At 68.2% G+C, this 18,007-nt stretch carries 15 protein-coding genes; 7 read left to right on the top strand and 8 right to left on the bottom strand.

Translation table 11 applies throughout. The features are described from left to right. The first annotated feature begins 35 nt into the window (after positions 1–35). The gene (locus KYC_RS01940) at positions 36–908 is read left to right on the top strand and encodes a LysR family transcriptional regulator (protein WP_043517332.1); all 873 of its coding nucleotides are present in this window, start codon (positions 36–38) and stop codon (positions 906–908) included. A 7-nt stretch (positions 909–915) separates the two neighbouring features. Here the strand turns inward: KYC_RS01940 and KYC_RS01935 are convergent, their stop codons facing one another. The 7 genes from KYC_RS01935 to KYC_RS01905 all read right to left on the bottom strand — a co-directional run bounded on the left by KYC_RS01935 (position 916) and on the right by KYC_RS01905 (position 10,399). Beyond that, entirely contained in the window at positions 916–1,602 is a 687-nt protein-coding gene (locus KYC_RS01935; protein ID WP_008158305.1) for a GntR family transcriptional regulator, read from the bottom strand. 153 nt (positions 1,603–1,755) lie between these two features. Beyond that, a complete protein-coding gene (locus KYC_RS01930) occupies positions 1,756–2,739 on the bottom strand; it encodes a tripartite tricarboxylate transporter substrate binding protein (RefSeq protein WP_008158302.1) in 984 nt (327 codons plus the stop codon). A 38-nt stretch (positions 2,740–2,777) separates the two neighbouring features. Beyond that, the gene (locus KYC_RS01925) at positions 2,778–4,709 is read right to left on the bottom strand and encodes an acyl-CoA synthetase (protein WP_008158301.1); all 1,932 of its coding nucleotides are present in this window, start codon (positions 4,707–4,709) and stop codon (positions 2,778–2,780) included. Between the two features lie 16 nt (positions 4,710–4,725). Further along, on the bottom strand, positions 4,726–5,859 hold the full coding sequence (locus KYC_RS01920; protein ID WP_008158298.1) for an acyl-CoA dehydrogenase family protein: 1,134 nt from the start codon (positions 5,857–5,859) through the stop codon (positions 4,726–4,728). Positions 5,860–5,868: 9 nt separating this feature from the next. Next, on the bottom strand, positions 5,869–7,065 hold the full coding sequence (locus KYC_RS01915) for an acyl-CoA dehydrogenase family protein (RefSeq protein WP_008158296.1): 1,197 nt from the start codon (positions 7,063–7,065) through the stop codon (positions 5,869–5,871). Between the two features lie 8 nt (positions 7,066–7,073). Next, positions 7,074–8,255 (bottom strand): acetyl-CoA C-acyltransferase, encoded by a 1,182-nt coding sequence (locus KYC_RS01910; protein ID WP_008158294.1) that lies wholly within the window; start codon positions 8,253–8,255, stop codon positions 7,074–7,076. 23 nt (positions 8,256–8,278) lie between these two features. After that, positions 8,279–10,399, bottom strand: coding sequence for a 3-hydroxyacyl-CoA dehydrogenase NAD-binding domain-containing protein (locus KYC_RS01905; protein WP_043517314.1), 2,121 nt, complete (start codon positions 10,397–10,399; stop codon positions 8,279–8,281). 193 nt (positions 10,400–10,592) lie between these two features. Between KYC_RS01905 and KYC_RS01900 the strand changes: the two genes are divergently transcribed. The 5 genes from KYC_RS01900 to sodC all read left to right on the top strand — a co-directional run bounded on the left by KYC_RS01900 (position 10,593) and on the right by sodC (position 16,216). Continuing rightward, the gene (locus tag KYC_RS01900; protein WP_008158288.1) at positions 10,593–11,525 is read left to right on the top strand and encodes a LysR family transcriptional regulator; all 933 of its coding nucleotides are present in this window, start codon (positions 10,593–10,595) and stop codon (positions 11,523–11,525) included. Between the two features lie 52 nt (positions 11,526–11,577). Further along, the gene (locus KYC_RS01895; protein WP_008158285.1) at positions 11,578–12,780 is read left to right on the top strand and encodes an AI-2E family transporter; all 1,203 of its coding nucleotides are present in this window, start codon (positions 11,578–11,580) and stop codon (positions 12,778–12,780) included. A 24-nt stretch (positions 12,781–12,804) separates the two neighbouring features. Next, positions 12,805–14,127, top strand: a complete 1,323-nt coding sequence (locus tag KYC_RS01890; protein ID WP_008158278.1) for a cation:proton antiporter domain-containing protein — start codon at positions 12,805–12,807, stop codon at positions 14,125–14,127. Between the two features lie 78 nt (positions 14,128–14,205). Continuing rightward, entirely contained in the window at positions 14,206–15,534 is a 1,329-nt protein-coding gene (locus KYC_RS01885; RefSeq protein WP_043517331.1) for a DUF445 domain-containing protein, read from the top strand. 157 nt (positions 15,535–15,691) lie between these two features. Then, positions 15,692–16,216: a superoxide dismutase family protein gene (gene sodC / locus KYC_RS01880; protein WP_008158274.1), complete on the top strand. Its 525-nt coding sequence runs from the start codon at positions 15,692–15,694 to the stop codon at positions 16,214–16,216. A 44-nt stretch (positions 16,217–16,260) separates the two neighbouring features. Here sodC and KYC_RS01875 read toward each other — a convergent pair whose 3' ends face one another. Then, a complete protein-coding gene (locus KYC_RS01875) occupies positions 16,261–16,884 on the bottom strand; it encodes a glutathione S-transferase family protein (RefSeq protein WP_008158272.1) in 624 nt (207 codons plus the stop codon). Positions 16,885–17,009: 125 nt separating this feature from the next. On the opposite strand from KYC_RS01875, the gene alaE reads away from it, so the two are divergent. Beyond that, the gene (alaE, locus tag KYC_RS01870) at positions 17,010–17,468 is read left to right on the top strand and encodes an L-alanine exporter AlaE (protein ID WP_008158270.1); all 459 of its coding nucleotides are present in this window, start codon (positions 17,010–17,012) and stop codon (positions 17,466–17,468) included. Positions 17,469–18,007 lie beyond the last annotated feature (539 nt).

Raw genomic sequence — 18,007 nt, 5'->3', positions numbered from 1 at the left:
TCTATAAAATAGATGGATAAGACAGGAGGATGCGCATGCAATGGACCTTGGACCAGCTCCGGCAATTCGTGGCCGCTGCCGAAGCGGGATCGTTCTCGGCCGCCGCCCGGCGGATCGGCCGCGCGCAGTCGGCCGTCAGTTCATCGGTGGGTCTGCTGGAGGCCGATCTGGGGGTAGACCTGTTCGACCGCTCGCGCCGCAATGCGGTCCTGACGCCCGCAGGCGAGGTCATGCTGCAGGAAGCCAGAGAACTGCTGCGCCAGGCGGGCGGCCTGTCGCAGCGGGCGCTGTCGTTCGCGGGCGGCGAAGACGCGCGGCTGTCGATCGCGCTGGACGAGGCCTTGCCGTATCTGGTGCTGGGCGCGCTGGTGGTCGAGTTGGCGGCGCGCTTTCCGGCGCTGGAGCTGACGCAGTTAAACGGCACGGCGACCGAAGTGGCCGACTACGTGCGGCAGGGACGGGCGAGCATCGCGTTCCACTTCGACCGCGGCGACCCGGGCGGCGATTTTGCGCACCATTACCTGGGCACGGTGGCGCAAGGCATCTACGTGGCGGCGGGGCATCCGCTGGCGGCCCTGCCGCGGGTGGCGCGCAAGGACCTGGCGCGCCACCGGCAACTGGTGATGCAGATGGAAGGGGTGGACGACATGGTGCTGAGTCCCACGGTGTGGCGCACCGACAGCTTCTACAGCATCGCCGGCATGGTGGCGGACGGACTGGGGTGGGCGATCCTGCCGCTCAACATCGCGGAATACGAGAGCTTCCGCACCACACTGACGCCGGTGCCGTGCGCGGACCTGGCCTTGCCGATGCTGTCCGTGCGCACGCTGTGGCTGCAGGGGGCCAGCTTGGGCGAGACGGAACGGTGGTTGCAGCAGCGCATGGAGCAACTGCTGCGGGCGGAGTAGGGCTGAGTCAGCTCAGCAGCGCGGCGACGAGGTCGCTGCCGGCCTGGCGGTCGCCGGAAAAGTTGAGTGCGGCCAGCACGTGTTCCAGGTGTTCGTCCATCAGGGCGCAGGCCTTGTCGACATCGCCCGCGCGGGCGGCTTCGATGAACGCGTGGTGCTCGCGCGAAGAGCAGCTGGCGTCGTGCGAACTCTGGAACAGCACGGTGATCACGGCGCTGCGGGCCGAGAGTTCGCGCAGCATGCCCGTCAGCACGGAATTGCCGACGGCCTCGGCCAGCAGGATGTGGAAGTGGCTTAGCAGGTGATTGCGGGCCTGCACGTCGCCGCTTTCGACGGCGCGGCGTTCCTCGGCCAGATGGGCATCAATGCGGCGGTAGTCGGCGGCGGTGGCGCGCGCGACGAATTCACGGGCCAGCGCGGCTTCCAGGATGCGGCGCACGGCGTAGACCTCGCGGGCCTCGTTTGCGTCGGGCTTGCTGACGAAGGCGCCCTTGTCCGGAATGATGTTGATCAGCTTGTCCTTGGACAGCATCAGCAGGGCCGCACGGATCTTGGTGCGGCTGACCTTGTAGACCCGGGCCAGGGCCTCTTCGCGCAGCCGGGTGCCGGGCGGAAGCTTGTGCGCCACGATGGCGGCGGCCACCTCTTTGGCGATGTGGTCGGCGCTGGGATCGGGCTGGACTTCCTGGATCATGGGACGCGGCAGCGGCTGCCGGGAGGGAAAAACCGTCGGGCAGCCAGTCTAACAAAAGCCCGCCGGGGCCGGCGACATTTTTTGCATACAAGTTTTGTCGGACGGGCGGCGGCCCCGCGCGCCGCCGCCCGTCCTGGATGCCGCGAGCTGGCGCTATTTGGCCATCAGCCCCAGGTACTCGATCAGACCCTTTTCCTTGACAAAGGTGGCCTGCGCCCACGCCTTGTAGTCCTCGCTGTTGCGGTAGGCGGGCGACTGGTTGAGCTGCTTCATGACGTCCATGCTGGCCTGGTCGAAGAGCGCCTTCTTGAAGGCGTCGTGCAGGGTCTTCACGACCGCGGGGTCCATGCCCTTGGGGCCGGCCAGGCCGTAGGGGGACGTGGACACGACCTTGTAGCCCAGCTCTTGTGCGGTGGGCACGTCGGGCCAGCGCGTGGTGCGCTTCTCGCCAAAGGTGACCAGAAGGCGCATCTTGCCGGAATCGACGAACTGGTCCCAGCCGGTGGCGTCGCTCTGCGCCATCACGTGGCCGCCCAGCAGCGCCTGCTGCATGTCGGCGTTGCCCTTGAACGGGACGTGGTTCAGCTTGACCTTGGCGTTGATGGCGATTTCCTCGATCAGCAGGTGCGGCGACGATCCGATGCCGGTGGAGCCGTAGTCGATCTTGCCGGGCGCCTGGCGCGCGGCTTCGATGTACTCGTTGAAGGTCTTGTACGGCGAGTCGGAGCGCACGGTGAAGCCGAAGGTGTAGCCGGACAGCCCCAGGATGAAGGTGAAGTCGTTGATCGGATCCCAGCTGCTTTTCTGCATGTAAGGCATGCGCAGCATTGCCAGCGTGTACAGGGCGATCGTGTAGCCGTCCGGCTTGGCGGTCTTGGCCATGGTGGCGGTGCCCAGCGTGCCGCCCGCGCCGGGGCGGTTTTCCACGATGACGGGCTGGCCCAGGTATTTGGACGCGTCCTGCGCCACGATGCGCAGGTGGCGGTCGGTGGAGCCGCCGGCCGGGAAGGGCACGATCAGCGTAATGGGTTTGGTGGGGAACGCGCCTTGCGCGCTGGCGGATAAGGGCAGGGCGGCGCCGGCCAGGGTGAGCAGCAGGGCGCTCAGGCAAGCGCGGCGCAGGGGCAGTTGGGCCATGTGGTTTGTCTCCGGGTGTGTAGTTATGGGGCGGCGGGTCAGTCGCGCAGGTCGACTTTGACGGGCAGCCGGGACAGCGCCTCGCGCAGCCGCTCCTTCAGCGGCGCGGGCGCACCGGCGCCGGCTTCTACGGCGACGTCCGGTTGCGCATCGGCCAGCACGCGCAGGACGGGATCGTCGTGCGCCAGGCCGGCCTCTTGCAGGGTGCGCGCCACCACGGCCTGGACCGCGACCGCGGTCGCCAGGCGGCGCAAATCCGGTTTGTAGATCTTGCCCACGTTGGTCATGGGCATGCTGTCCAGGACCACCACACGCTTGGGCCGCGCGGGCCCTTCGTCCACGTGCTCGGCGGCGTAGGCGACGAGTTCGGCCTCCGTGGCCGTGCTGCCTTCGGCCAGCGTGACAAAGGCGATGGGCAGTTCTCCGGCGTAGGCGTCGGGTGCGCCGACGGCGGCGCATAGCTGCACGGCCGGATGCCTGGCGAGCGCGTCCTCGATGGTCTTGGGATCAATGTTGTGGCCGCCGCGGATGATCAGGTCCTTGGCGCGGCCTTGCAGGTGCAGCCGTCCTTCGCCGTCAAGAAACCCGACGTCGCCGCTGATCAGCCAGCCGTCTTCGGTGAAGGCGCGCGCGGTGTCCTCGGGGTCGAGGAACCCGGGGATGACGTTGGCGGCCTTAAACAGCGCCATGCCCGGCGTGCCGGGCGGCAGGTCGCGCGCGGGCTGGCCCGCGGGCATGTCCAGGCTGACGATGCGCACCTGCACGTAAGGCAGGGGGAAGCCCACGCAGTTCACGGGAAACTCGCAGCCGGGTGGCGAAATCGACGTGATGCCGGCCATTTCGGTCATGCCCAGGCTTTCGCTCACGTGCAGCCCGAACAGGCGCTTGAAACGCGCGGCTAGCTCCGCGGGCAGCGGGGCGGCGCCGGTGCGGCAATAGCGCAGCGAAGAGATGTCCGCGCCAGCCAGCGGCACTTCGGCCAGTGCTGCAAGAATGGTGGGCACGCCTTGCAGCGACGTGGCGCGGTGCTTTTCCACCAGGCGCCAGTAGTTGCGCAGCACGTCGCGGTTGCGCAGCAGCAGGGTCGTGGGGATGACGGTTTCCACGCCGGCCGACAACGCCGCCAGCGACGCCGGCAGCACGCCGGCCACGTGAAAAAGCGGATAGCCGTTGATGACCACGTCGCCCGGCCCCGCGTTCTGGAGCTGCACCGCCGCCCAGGCGGAAAAGACCTGGTTGGCGTGGGTGTGGACGGCCAGCTTGGGCGCGCCGGTGGTGCCGCCGGTATGGAAGTAGGCGGCCACGTCGCCCGGCCGGATGGCGCGTTCGCTGATCAGGCGGTCCGACGGCTGCGCCGCGCGGCTGGCATTGAAGTCCAGCGCACAGTCGGGCAGCGCTGGGCGGGCGGACACAGGCTCGTCCCAGGGCGCCACGCGCAGCAGCGTCTGCAGGGTGGGCACGCGATCCATCAGGCGCAGGGCCTTGGACCACGAGCCGCATTCCACGTCCGACCCGTAGGCGATCAGCGCCTTGGCGCGCGCGGTGGTCATCAGCGACGCCAGCTTGTCTTCGGTAAGCAGCGGGTTCAGCGGCTGGACGATGCCAGCCGCCTCGCCGCCCCACAGGGCCAGGTGGTATTCCAGGCAGCCGGGCAGCAGCACGCCCACGGCGTCGCCTTCCCGGATGCCCAGGCTGTGCAGCAGGTTGGCCGTCTGGTGGATGCCGGCCAGCAGTTCGCGGTAGTTCCAGGTGATGGCGTCGTCGGCGGGGTCGGCGCTGCGCAGGAAGGTCAGGGCGGCCTTGTCGCCGAAGGCGGCCGCGGAATTGCGGAAGATCTCGTAGGTGCTTTGCACCGTCAGCGTCTCTTCGAGCGGCCGGGCTTGCAGCCGCTGTACATCCTGCGCGGTGCGCACGGGGAACGGCGCCGCGAAGGGCGGCGCCAGCGCCGGGGCGGTTGGGGATTGGATCATGCCCGTGCTCCCGCGCTCATGCCTGCCCCAGCGCGATGTAGCGGCGCAGGTGGTGGTCTTCGTCGCCCAGCTGATGGTCGATCATCACCAGGCGTTTGGCGTAGTGCGCCAGCGGCAGTTCCCAGGTCATGCCGATGCCGCCGTGCAGCTGGATGCTTTCTTCGGCCACCAGCGTGCCGATGCGGCCGATGGTGTACTTGGCCGCGGACAGCGCGCGTTCGCGGGTGGCGCGGTCGGGGTGGTCCACGGCGGCGGCGGCGTTGATGACCGCCGAGCGCGCCTGCTCGATTTCCAGCAGCACGTCGGCCATGCGATGCTGCAGCGCCTGGAAGCTGCCGATGGGCGTGCCGAACTGGCGCCGCGTGCGCAGGTATTCCAGCGTGGCGTCGCGCGCGCAATCCATGGCGCCCACGGCCTCCGCACACAGCGCCAGAATCCCGCGGCCGGCGGCGCGTTCCAGCAAAGCATAGCCAGCGCCCGCCTCGCCCAGCAGGGCGTCGGGGCCGAGCTGAACCTTGTCCAGGGTCAGCTCGGCGGCGCGTCCGCCGTCGATCAAGCCGTACCCGCGCGCCGTCAGCCCGGCCGCGCCGGCGCTGACCAGAAAGAGGCTGATGCCGGCTTCGTCGTCTTCCGCGCCGGCCGTGCGTGCAGATACCAGAAACAGGTCCGCGTGTTCGCCCGCGCCGACCACCGCCTTGGCGCCGTTGAGCACCCAGCCGCCGTCGCTGCGTTCGGCGCGCGTGCGCACCTGGTTCAGGTCGTAGCCGGACTCGGGTTCCGCCTGCGCCAGGGCAGCGACGATGCCGCCCGAGATCAGTCCGTCCAGCGCTTCGCGCTGGGCCGGCGTGCCGGCCGCGGCGATGGCGGTGCCGACCATCAGCGCGTCCAGGAAGGGTTCGACGACCATGCCGCGGCCCAGGGCCTCAAACACGACGGAGATATCGAAGCCGGCGCCGCCCAGGCCGCCGTCGGCCTCGGCAAACAGCGCGCCGATGGCGCCCAGCTCCGCATAGCGCCGCCAGAATTCCGCGCTGTAGCCCTGCGGCGATTGCGCGTGGCGCATGCGGGTGGCGAAGTCGTACTGTTCTGCGACAAAGCGGCGCAGCATGTCGGAGAGCATGCGCCGGTCTTCGGTGTGTTCGAAATTCATGGCCAGCCCTTACAGTCCCAGGATCATCTTCGAGATGATGTTCTTCTGGATTTCATTGGAGCCGCCGAAGATCGACAGCTTGCGGTTGTTGAAGTACTGCGCGGCGGCGCTGGCGGCGCCTTCCGGCCCGATGGGCGCGGCGTCGTAGCCGTCGTGCAGGGCTTCGGGCGAGAAGGGCCGGGCATAGGGCCCCATGGCGCGGCGGTTCAGCGCGCTGATTTCCTGGCGGATCTGCGTGCCGCGTATCTTGAGCATCGAGCTTTCCGCGCCCGGCGCGCCGCCGCCGGCCACGGCCGCCACCACGCGCAGGTTGGTGGTGCGCATGTTGGCCAGCTCGATTTCAACGCGGGCCAGGCGGGCGGCGAAGTCGGGGTCTTCTGCCAGGGGGCGGCCATGCTTCTTCTGGCGCGCGGCCAGTGCTTTCAGGCGTTCCAGCGCGGCCGTGGACTGGCCCACGCCGGCGATGTTGGTGCGCTCGTAGGTCAGCAGGTACTTGGCGCAGGTCCAGCCGCGGTTCTCTTCGCCCACCAGGTTCTCCGCCGGCACGCGCACATCGGAGAAGAACACTTCGTTGACCTCGTGTTCGCCGTCCAGCGTGATGATGGGGCGGACCTCGACGCCGGGACTGTTCATGTCGATCAACAGGAAGCTGATGCCTTCCTGCCGCCGGCCTTCCTGCGACGTGCGCACCAGGCAGAAGATCATGTTGGCGTACTGGCCCAGCGTGGTCCAGGTCTTCTGGCCGTTGACGACCCAGCTGTCGCCGTCGCGCACCGCCGTAGTCTTCACGGACGCCAGGTCCGAGCCCGCGCCGGGTTCCGAGTAGCCCTGGCACCACCAGTCCGAGCCGTCCAGGATGCGCGGCAGCCAATGGCGGCGCTGCGCCTCGGTGCCGTACTTGATCAGCACCGGCCCCAGCATGCTCAGGCCGAAGGGCACGATGCGCGGGGCGCTGGCCAGCGCGCATTCGTTTTCGAAGATGTACTTCTGCGCGGCGCTCCAGCCGGTGCCGCCGTATTCCTCTGGCCAGTGGCTGGCCAGCCAGCCCTGCTGGTTCAGGATGGCGTGCCATTCGGTCATGTCGTCGCGCGTGAGCAGCTTGCCGCTGCCGACCTTGTCCGCCAGGCGGCGGGGCAGCCGGGCGTCCAGGAAGGCGCGCACTTCGTCGCGGAAGGCGGTTTCTTCGGGGGTGAATTCCAGGTCCATGGGGATCCTCAGTAGATTTCAAACAGGCCGGCCGCGCCCATGCCGCCGCCGATGCACATCGTGACGACGGCGTAGCGGGCGCCGCGGCGGCGGCCTTCGATCAGCACATGGCCGGCCAGGCGCGCGCCCGTGACGCCGAACGGATGGCCGAGCGCGATGGAGCCCCCGTCCACGTTCAGGCGGTCCATCGGGATGCCGAGCTTTTCCTGGCAGTACAGCGCTTGCGAGGCGAAGGCCTCGTTCAGTTCCCAGAGGTCGATGTCCTGCACCTTCAGGCCGTGGCGCGCCAGCAGCTTGGGCACCGCGTACACGGGACCGATGCCCATCTCGTCAGGTTCGCAGCCGGCGATGGCAAGGCCGCGGAACGCGCCCAGCGGGCGGATGCCGGCGCGCTGGGCGTCGGCCGCTTCCATCAGCACGCAGGCGGCCGCGCCGTCGGACAGCTGCGACGCATTGCCGGCCGTGACGAACTGGCCCGCGCCGCGCACGGGCGCCAGTCCGGCCAGCGCTTCATACGTGGTGCCGGGGCGGCTGCAGGTGTCCTTGTCCACCGTCACTTCGCGTTCCGTGACGGCGCCCGTGGCGCGGTCCGTAACGGACATGGTGGTGGTGACGGGAATGATCTCTTCGCGCAGGCGGCCGGCGGCCTGCGCGGCTTCGGTGCGCGCCTGGCTTTGCGCGGCAAAGCGGTCCTGCGCTTCGCGGCTGATGCCGTAGCGCGCGGCCACGATGTCCGCGGTCTCGATCATGGGCAGATAGAGTTCCGGCTTGTTGGCGACGATCCACGGGTCCATGCCGCTGACGCCGTCGTCGCGCGTGCGGATCTGCGACACCAGTTCGACGCCGCCTGCGATTACGGCGGGCGCGCCGTCCATGACGATGCGGCTGGCGGCGGACGCGATCGCCTGCAGGCCGGACGCGCAATACCGGTTGACGGTGGCGCCGCCGACGCTGACGGGCAGGCCCGCGCGGATCACGGCCTGGCGGCCGATGTTGCGGCCCGTGGCGCCTTCCGGATAGCCGCAGCCGATGAAGGCGTCTTCGATCAGCGCGGGGTCGATGCCGGCGCGCTCAACGGCGGCGCGCACGGCGTGGGCGGCCAGCGTGGGACCCGCGATCAGGTTGAATTCGCCGCGCCCCGCCTTGGTGATGGGGGTGCGGGCGGTAGAGACGATGACGGCTTCGCGCATGGGATTTCCTGTGAGTGTGCGGGTCAGGCGGCGTTCAGGCTGCCAAAGCTGCGGCCGGATTCGGCCAGTGCGACGAGCAGGGGCGACGGCTTCCAGAAAGCGGGATCTTCGGCGGCAAAGCCGCGGATGTCGGCCAGGATGCGCGGCAGGTCCACGCTGTCGGCGTAGTGCATGGGCCCGCCGCGGTATCGCGGAAAGCCATAGCCGGACAGGAACACGACGTCGATGTCGGACGGACGCAGCGCGATGCCCTGGTGCAGCACGTTGGCCGCCTCGTTGACCATCGCGGCCAGATAGCGGCTCAGGATGTCGTCCTGCGTGAACGGGCGGGGCGCAACGCCCGCGCGGCGGCGCTCGTCGTCGATGATGGCCAGCACGTCGGGATCGGGCGTGCCCTGGCGCGCGCCGTCCGGATACAGATAGAAGCCGCGTCCCGTCTTCTGGCCGAACCAGCCTCGTTCGCACAGGCGGTCGGGAATCTGCACGTAGCGCAGCGCCGGGTCACGGGTGGCGGCGCGGCGCTTGCGCGTAGCCCAGCCGATGTCGCCGCCTGCCAGGTCCGCCATCTGGTACGGGCCCATGGGATAGCCAAAGGCGCGGACCGCCGCGTCGATGTCATAGGGCGATGCGCCGTCTTCCATCATCATGTCGGCGGCCTGGCGATGCACGGCCAGGATGCGGTTGCCGATGAAGCCGTCGCAGACGCCAGCGCGCACCGGCGTCTTGCGCAGCCGGCGCGCCAGTTCGAAACCCGTGGCCACCGTATCCGGCGCGGTGTGGCGTCCCACCACCACTTCCAGCAGCTTCATGATGTTGGCGGGCGAGAAGAAATGCAGGCCCAGCACGTCGGCCGGGCCGCGAGTGGCCTCGGCGATCTGGTTCACGTCCAGGTAAGAGGTGTTGGTGGCCAGCACCGCGCCTGGCTTGGCGACGCGGTCAAGCTGCGCGAAGACGGCCTGCTTGACCGCCATGTCTTCAAACACGGCCTCGATGATGAGATCGGCTTCGCCCAGCGCGTCGTAGTTCGTGGCGCCGGTAAAGCGCGCCAGGCGGGCTGCGCGTTCGTCGCTGGAGATCCTGCCTTTCTTGACCAGCAGGTCGTAGACCTGTTCGACGCGAGCCCGCCCGCGCGCCAGTGCGGCGTCGTCCTGTTCGACCATGACCACGGGCAGGCCGGCGTCCAGCACGGCCACGGCGATGCCCGCGCCCATGGTGCCGCCGCCCACGATGCCCACGCGCTCCAGCCGCCGCGCCCGCGCCTCTTTCAGTTCGGGGATCTTGGCGGTTTCGCGTTCCGCAAAGAATGCATGCACCAGCGCGGCCCGTTGCGGGCTGTCCAGGCATTGCAGGAAAAGGGCGCGCTCGGTGCGCAGGCCTTCGTCGAACGGCTGTTCAATGGCGGCGCGCACGGCTTGGACGATCCTGGCCGGCGAGAACAGGCCGCGCGCGGTGGTGGCGATACGCTCGGCGGCGGCGTCGACCGCGGCGAGCTGGGCTTGCCTGTCAGACAGTGCGTCGGCCGCGTCGCGCGTGCGGCGCGGCCCGGCGTTCAACGCCAGCAACTGGCGCGTATAGGCCAGTCCCGCGTCCAGGGGATCTTCTTCCGAGGCCAGCGCATCCACCAGTCCCGCCGCCAGGGCGGCGTCGGCGGACAGGTGCTTGCCGGTCAGCATCAGGTCCAGCGCGGCCTGCGCGCCCATCAGCCGCGGCGCGCGCTGCGTGCCGCCCGCGCCCGGCAAGAGGCCCAGGTTCACTTCCGGCAGGCCGAGTTTGGCGCCCGCCAGGGCCACACGGTAGTGGGCGGCCATGGCGATCTCCAGGCCGCCGCCCAGCGCCGCGCCATGCAGGGCGGCGATGACCGGCTTGGCGCTGGCTTCAATCTGGTTGCAGAGGTCCGGCAGCAGGGGCTGCTGCGGCGGCTTGCCGAATTCGCGGATGTCGGCGCCCGCGATGAAATTCTTGCCCGCGCCCATGAGCAGGATGGCGCGGACCCGCGTGTCCGTCTGCGCCTCGGCGATGGCGTTGGACAGGTCGCGGCGCACGGCGGCGCTCAGGGCATTGACGGGGGGATGGTCGATGACGACGACCAGGATGTCTTCATAGCGGCGCGTTTGCGCCGCGCCGGTGCTTGCGCTGTCGGTCATGGACAGTGTCTCCGTGGTTGCTTCCTGCCCGCGCGCCGGGCGGGGGACCGGCGGCAGCGCGAACGGAGCGGGGCGGGCCAAAGCGGCCCGTCTCTTATGGCTTTATTCTTTCCCAGCAAAGATGTCTTGACAATGCCATCCAGAATTGACAGTCTGGACAATAAATTTTGACAATTCACGCCGGGAGCGCGCTATGGACACCAAATCGCTGACATTGCTGGTGGAGATCCTGGACGCGGGCAACCTGAGCGAAGCGGCGCGCCGGCTCAAGATGACGCGCGCCAACGTCAGCTACCACCTTAACCAGCTTGAGCGCTCGGTGGGCATGCAGCTTGTCCGGCGCACGACGCGGCGCGTGGAACCCACGGAAATCGGCCTGAAGCTCTACAAGCATGGGCGCAGCATCCAGGACGAACTGGCCGCCGCCCGCGAATCGGTCGAGACACTGGGCAAGACCCCGCAGGGCAAGGTCCGGCTCAGCGTGCCCAGCGGCTACGGGCAATTCGTGATGACGCCCTGGCTGCTGGAGTTCAAGGCGGCCTATCCGGACATCGTGCTGGACGTGCTGTTCGAAAACAGCGTCGAAGACCTGCTGCGCGACGAAGTGGACATCGCCGTGCGCATCATGTCCGAGCCGCCCCAGCACCTGGTGGCCCGAGAACTGGGCCAGGTCCGCTACGTGGCCTGCGCGTCCCGCGCCTACGCCGAGAGCCGGGGCCTGCCGCAACGCCCGGAAGACCTGGCCGGCACGCCCGTCATCAGCGCCGCCGTCATCGGCAGGCCGCTGCGCCTGTCCGCCTACTACGGCGGCCAGCCCCGCCAGCACGTGGTGCTGGAACCCACCGTCATCTCGCGCAACTACGCCTTCCTGCGCGACGCCATCCGCGCCGGCATCGGGGTGGGCGTGGTGCCCGACTACGTCGTGCACGACGACATCGCGAACGGCGACCTGGTGCCCGCGCTGACCGACTGGCGCCTGAGCATCTTCGGGCGCGGCATGTACATGCTCTACATGCCCAACCGCCACCATCCGCGGGCGCTGTCGATGATGATCGAATTCATCCTGGACCGGGCCCAGCGCCGCCATGACGGCGAAGCCGGCCTGCTGGCCGTCGGCGGCGGGTAGGGCGTCGGGCACGGCGCTTGCTGGGGGCATTCGGCAATCGAATGCGGGGGGAATGATGGATAGCGTGACCACTGCGCAGCCTGCGGCCCCGGCCGAGGCCGCCCCGGCTGCGGCCGAACCGTCCGAACCGCCCCAGGAAAAAGTCACGGCGCAGGACGCGGGCCTGATCGAGCCGTCCGCGCCCGTCACGCCGGCCGTGCGCGCGCGCGGCGTCTGCCTGGTCACGTTGACGGTGCTGGCCGTCCTGTTCAGCCTGAAGCTTGCGCAGGAATTCATTGTTCCCGTCGTGATGGCCATTGTCGTGGCCTACGCCCTGGATCCCGCGGTGACCCTGATGGAGCGGGCGCGCCTGCCGCGCGCGCTGGGCACCGTGGTGCTGATGTCCGCCATCGCGGTTGCGCTGGTCGGCCTGTTCTACGTGACCCAGGATCAGGTTGCCGACATCGTCCATGCGCTGCCGGAGATATCGGGCAAGCTGTCCCGCACATTGGGCGGCCTGTGGAGCGGGGACGGGTCCTTCCTGGAAAAGCTCAGGGGCGCGGCAAGTTTCCTGCAGGATTCCGGCAAGGCGCCGCCGGCGGGGCAGGTGGTCGTCGCCAAGTCCGATGGCGGGCTCACCGACATCCTGCTGTGGGGCTCCAAGAGCGTGGCCTCTTTTGTGGGCCAGGCCACCATGTGCGTGTTCCTGGTGTTCTTCCTGCTGCTGTCGGGCAACGCCTTCAAGCGCAAATTCGTGAAGGTGGCGGGCAAGACCCTGTCGCAAAAGAAGATCAGCGTGCACATGCTGGACCAGATCAACAGCTCCATCCACATGTACATGGCGATGATGCTCGTCACCAATGTGGCGCTGGCGCTGCTGTCGTGGGCGGCCTTCCGCCTGCTGGGCCTGGAAAACGCCGCCACCTGGGCCATCGTCGCGGGCGCGCTGCACATCATTCCGTACTTCGGCCCGCTGCTGACGGCGGTGGGCACCGGCATCGCGGGCCTGGTGCAGTTTGGCGAACTGGGCCCCGCGCTGGCGGTAGCCCTGAGTTCGGTGGCGATCGCCCTGCTGATGGGCGTGGTCATCACCACGTGGATGTCGGGCCGCATCGCCAAGATGAACGCCGTCGCGGTGTTCATCCTGCTGCTGCTCTTCACCTGGCTGTGGGGCGTGTGGGGCACGCTGCTCTCGGTGCCCATCGCGTTCATCGCCAAGGTGGTGGCGGATCACATCGAGGGCCTGGAGGCGGTGTCGGAATTCCTGGGCGAGTAGCGCCGCCGCGGATGGAGCGTGCATGTGAACATCGAGGCCGTCTGGTTCCTGCTGGTGGGCGCGCTGCTTGTGCTGATGGCGCTGGCCAGGCGCTTCATCGACCTGCTGCCCATGACGGGCGCAATGGTGTATCTGGCGGCGGGCTTTCTGATCGGGCCTGCCGGCCTGGGCCTCTTGACGCCGGATCTGTTTGACGACCGCCACGCGCTGCGCCTGATCGCCGAGGCCGCCTTGCCGGTCTCGCTGTTCGCCATTGGCATGCACCTGCGCGCCGCCTGCGGCGACCCCTTGTGGCGGCTTCCGTTGCGCCTGGCGGCGCCCGCCATGCTGCTGACGATCGGGCTGATGATGGCCCTGGGCCATCTGGCGCTTGGACTGGCCTGGGGGCCGGCGCTGCTGCTGGCCGCGGCGATGGCGCCTACCGATCCGGTCCTGGCCAATGAACTGCGTCCGGTCGAGGCTGGCGACGAAGAGCCGCTGCGCTTTGCGCTGTCCGGAGAGGGCGGCGCCAACGACGGCGCCGCGTTTCCGTTTGTGGTGCTGGGAATCGCCCTGTGCAACGCCGGGCCCGCCGGGCTAGAAAACCCCTGGGCGACGGCCGCCGAAATGACTTGGGGCGTGGCCGTAGCCATCGCCATCGGCTGGCTGATGGGCACCGGCAGCGAACGCTTCATCGCCATGTTGCGCATCCGCTACGGCAACGCGCTGGGGCTGGACGAGTTCCTGGCGCTGGGGCTGATCGCCCTGTGCTACGGCGCGACCTTGCTTGCCCACGGCTATGGCTTCCTGGCAGTGTTCTGCGCCGGCGTCGCCCTGCGCCAGCAGGAACTGCGCGCCACCGGCGGCGCCCGCAGCCCGCGCCAGGCGGTGGAAGCGGTGACGCCCGCCGAGCAGGAAGCCAGCGCGCAGGATCCGCAACTGGCCCACGCCCATCTGGCCGAGTCCATGATGGCGGTCTCGGTCGGGCTGGAACGCTTCGTGGAATTGGCGCTGATGCTGATTATCGGCAGCGTGGTGTCGGCGTACTGGCGCGAAATGCTGGCCTGGACGCCGCTCTTGGCCGCGGCGGCCCTGTTCGTCGCCGTGCGCCCGGTCAGCGTAATGCTGGCCCTGGCCGGGTCTTCCATGAACAGCCGGCAGCGCTGGATGGCGAGCTGGCTGGGCATCCGCGGCGTCGGCGCCTTCTATTATCTGATGCTGGCCGTCGAGCAAGCGCCGCACGACGTGGCGCGCGAACTGGCGCCGCTGCTGCTCGCCGCCATCGCCGGATCGGTGCTGGTGCACGGCGTCACGGCGTCGCCTTTGCTGACATGGTATTACCGCCGCCGGCCCGACGGCCGCCGCTGACTCCATCCCGGGTGCCGCGGCGCAACGGCCGCGCCATGGCGAGTTGGTATGCTGGTGCCTCATTTCGCCGGATTTTTCATGACCGATACATCCCGTTCCACCGCCTTTGCCGCCACGCGCTCCGCCCTGGATTCCGACGCGCGCCGCGCGCAGCTGCGCCGGATGAAAATCGCGGCGCTGGCCCTGCTGGCGGCCATGGTCAGCGGCTTCATCACCAGCCACGTCATGGGCGGGCAGGGGCCGTGGGCCTGGGTGCGGGCCTTCTGCGAAGCGGCCACCGTGGGCGCCCTGGCCGACTGGTTCGCCGTCGTGGCGCTGTTCCGCCGCCCGATGGGACTGCCCATCCCGCATACCGCCATCATCCCCAGCAACAAGGACCGCATCGGCGACAGCCTGGCCGTGTTCGTGCGCGACCACTTCCTGGACCCGGACACGCTTATCGAAAAACTGCGCGTCTTCGATCCCGCCGCCCGGCTCAGCCGCTGGCTGGCCCGGCCCGCCCAGGCGCACGCCCTGAGCGACGGCGCGCGCCGGGTCGCCCTGCAGACCCTGGACCTGCTGGACGACCGGGCGGTGCGCGGCGTCATCCAGGAATTCGTGGTCAGCAACCTGCGGCGCTGGGACGCGGCCGGCACCGCGGGCGAAGTGCTGGGCCTTCTGACTCGCGACGGCCGCCACCAGGAACTGCTGGACGCCGCCCTGGAACGGCTGGGCGGCTACCTGGCGGAAGAAGACGTCAAGGAGCGGGCGTCGACCCTGCTGGTGAAATTCGCCCGCAAGGAATGGCCGCGCATCATCGCGGCCGTCGACGTCGTCAAATCCGTGGACGGTATCGCCGACAACCTGGCCGACCGCCTTGCCCGGGCGCTGGTGGAAGAACTGCGCGACGTCCTGTCCGAACCTGGCCATCCTGTGCGGCGCGACTACGAAGCCTGGGTGATGAACTACATCGAGCGCCTGAAAAGCGATCCGGCGCTGGCCGAACAGGTCGAATCACTCAAACAGCGCGCCATCGACCACCCCAAGGTCCAGGAATATGTCCAGGGCCTGTGGGACGACATCCATGCCGCGCTGCGGCGCGACCTGTCCGACGAACACTCCGCCCTGGCCGCGCACCTGGAAAGCGCATTGCTGGCGCTGGCCCGCAAACTGGGCCAGGACCCCGGCCTGCGAGCAGCCATCAACAACCACATCCTGGGCGCTGCCCGCCGCCTCACCGGTCGCCTGCGCGTCGGCGTCACCGAACACATCTCGCGCACCGTGAAGAACTGGGACGAGCGGCATCTGGTCAACGAGCTGGAACTGAGCGTGGGGCGGGATCTGCAATACATCCGCTTCAACGGCACGCTGGTCGGCGGGCTGATCGGCGTGCTGCTGCATGGGGTGGTGTTGCTGGTGAATGGGTAGCCGCCCCACACCATGTCACAACCTTGTATCAGGAATGAAGTTTGCTGGCCGACCGCCCGGCGCCGGTGCTATTGTCATCTGCGCCACTGGCGGAGCAGGGCGGGCCTTGCGCCGCCGGCCGCCCGCAACTCGCGGGCATCATCCCTGGAGGCAATTCATGAAGAAAATCTCGATGCTTGTCACGGCCCTGGCATTTGCGGGCGCGTCCAGCGCCGCGCTGGCCGAAGACGTCTCGATGTCGTTCCTGACGCCCGAGGGCGTCGGCAAGAGCGCCGGCACCATCACCCTGAAAGACACCAAGGAAGGGCTGCAGCTCACGCCCCACCTGAAAGGCCTGCCCCCCGGCGAACGCGGCTTCCACGTCCATGAAAAAGGCTCCTGCGAGCCGGGCATGGTGAACAACAAAATGGCGCCCGGCGGCGGCGCGGGCGGTCACCTCGACCCCAAGGGCACCAAGTCCCACAAAGGCCCCATGGCCACCGACGGCCACCAAGGCGACCTGCCGTTCCTCACGGTCGCCGCCGACGGCTCCGCCACCAAGGCCGTCGTCGCCCCGCACCTGAAGCTGGCCGACGTAAAGGGCCGCGCCCTCATGATCCACGCTGGCGGCGACAACTACAGCGACAAGCCCGAGCCCCTGGGCGGCGGAGGCGGGCGCCTGGTCTGCGGCGTCGTCAAATAAGCCACGCAAATGCGCCGGCGCCGCCGGCGCATCATCAATTGCGCCTAAGCCGTCCCGTTGCGGCCATACAGCCGATAGCCCTCGCGCCCGGCCAGCCGGTCGTAATACGCGGCCACCGCGGGCAGCATCGGCTTATCAAAAGGCGTCTCGAACCAGCGGTTCACGGACAGGCCGACCGGTATGTCCGCCAACGTGAACGCATCGCCCGCCACATACGCGCCCGTGGCGGACAGGCGCTGGTCCAGAATACCCATGAACTGCCCCCAAGCCTGGCACGACGCCTCGATCGCCACCGTGTCGCGATGCGACGCCGACTGCCGCGCCAGCGCCATGAAGGCATAGCTCCACGACCGGTTCAGATCCGTCGCCTGCCAGTCCATCCATTGATCCACCCGCGCCCGGCGTTTCGGCTCCGCCGGGTACAGGCCCTGGCCGCCATACTGCCCCGCCAGGTAGCGGATGATGCTGTTCGACTCCCACAACACAAAGCCCCCATCCTGCAGCACGGGCACCATCGCATTGGGATTGAGCGCCAGAAAGCCGGGATCACTGGTAGGGCGGAACCCGCTACCCCAATCCTCGCGCTCGAAAGGCAGATTCAGTTCGGCGCAGGTCCACAGCACCTTGCGTACATTGATGGACGAGGACTTTCCCAATATTTTCAGCATGGTGCGTATGGTTGGCGGGGGTGTTCAGGGGCAGGGTTGCGGCAGTCTAGCCTGCCTGCGAAGGCGCCGCCAGATACAGATAGGAGAGAACGGATGCGGAACAGAAGCAGGGGGATAGCTCGCTGATGCGCAAGATGCGATTGCCACACCCCTCGCGGGCTTACCTCGCCGATACGTTGGCGTTGGTCCTGTTCTTTACGACGACCGGGGTGATAAACGAACGGTGGGTCGCGGGAATGAGCTGGGAGCAGGTGCTGCACGCGCGGCTTATCGGCGGTGCGCTCATGATTCCGGTGGGACGGCCTTATGGGATGTGGCGCGATTGGGTCATGAGCCATGCTGGCGATACGCGGGTATCCCGGGTGCATTGGGACAGCTTGGCTTTGATGAGTTTTCAGGTGCCGATTTATGCCGGGATTATTGCCATTAGCGGCGCGACGGGGTGGGGGTTGGTGCGCGGAGTGCTGGGGGCGGCGGTGATGATGTTGGTGCTGGGGCGGCCTTATGGGGCGTTTCTTAACGGGGTTCGGCGGATGTTTGGGCTGGCGCCTGGGGGGGAGAAGCCGATGTCGCTGAACTATTGAGGCGGAAGCTGCAAAAGGGCTTCCAGCATCCAACCCCTGGCGTCAATTCGCCACTTTCCTGTACTGCGGAAGAATGTACGAGTGAGCGGGTGACGCACGTATTGGCGTGGTATAGGGGACGGCTGATTTCGACCCATTCCGGGCAGTCAGGACTCTGCGACCCCGACATCCGTTTTTGGAGCAAACAGCCACTCAACTGGCGACGTGACGAAGCTGGGCGAACGGTAGCTCGTGGCCCGTCAGTATCGCGAATACTTAAGCCAGGCCTGGCTTGCGTACGGGTCGGTGCACCACGCGCCGAGTAGTTGCTGTACCGTTCTCATCTTCGGCTTAGTAAAACGACTAATCAGGTTTGTTTGATTGGTACAGGCGCATCGACATGCATTAAACTCCCGCGTCGACTATTTAAGTTAAGACAGGGCGCGCATGCCGTTCAGCTTTCAAATTCCTACGCCCAACGCGGCAGTGACGATTAGCGTCGAGCCGGGTTCGTCGGTTGTCTTTGTCGGCGCGAACGGAGGAGGTAAAACTAGGCTTTC

It is taken from the genome of Achromobacter arsenitoxydans SY8 (assembly GCF_000236785.1).
GTDB classification, from domain to species: Bacteria; Pseudomonadota; Gammaproteobacteria; order Burkholderiales; family Burkholderiaceae_B; genus Achromobacter; species Achromobacter arsenitoxydans.
Note: the sequence above shows the minus strand (reverse complement) of the source record. Positions and strands in the feature narration are given on the sequence as shown.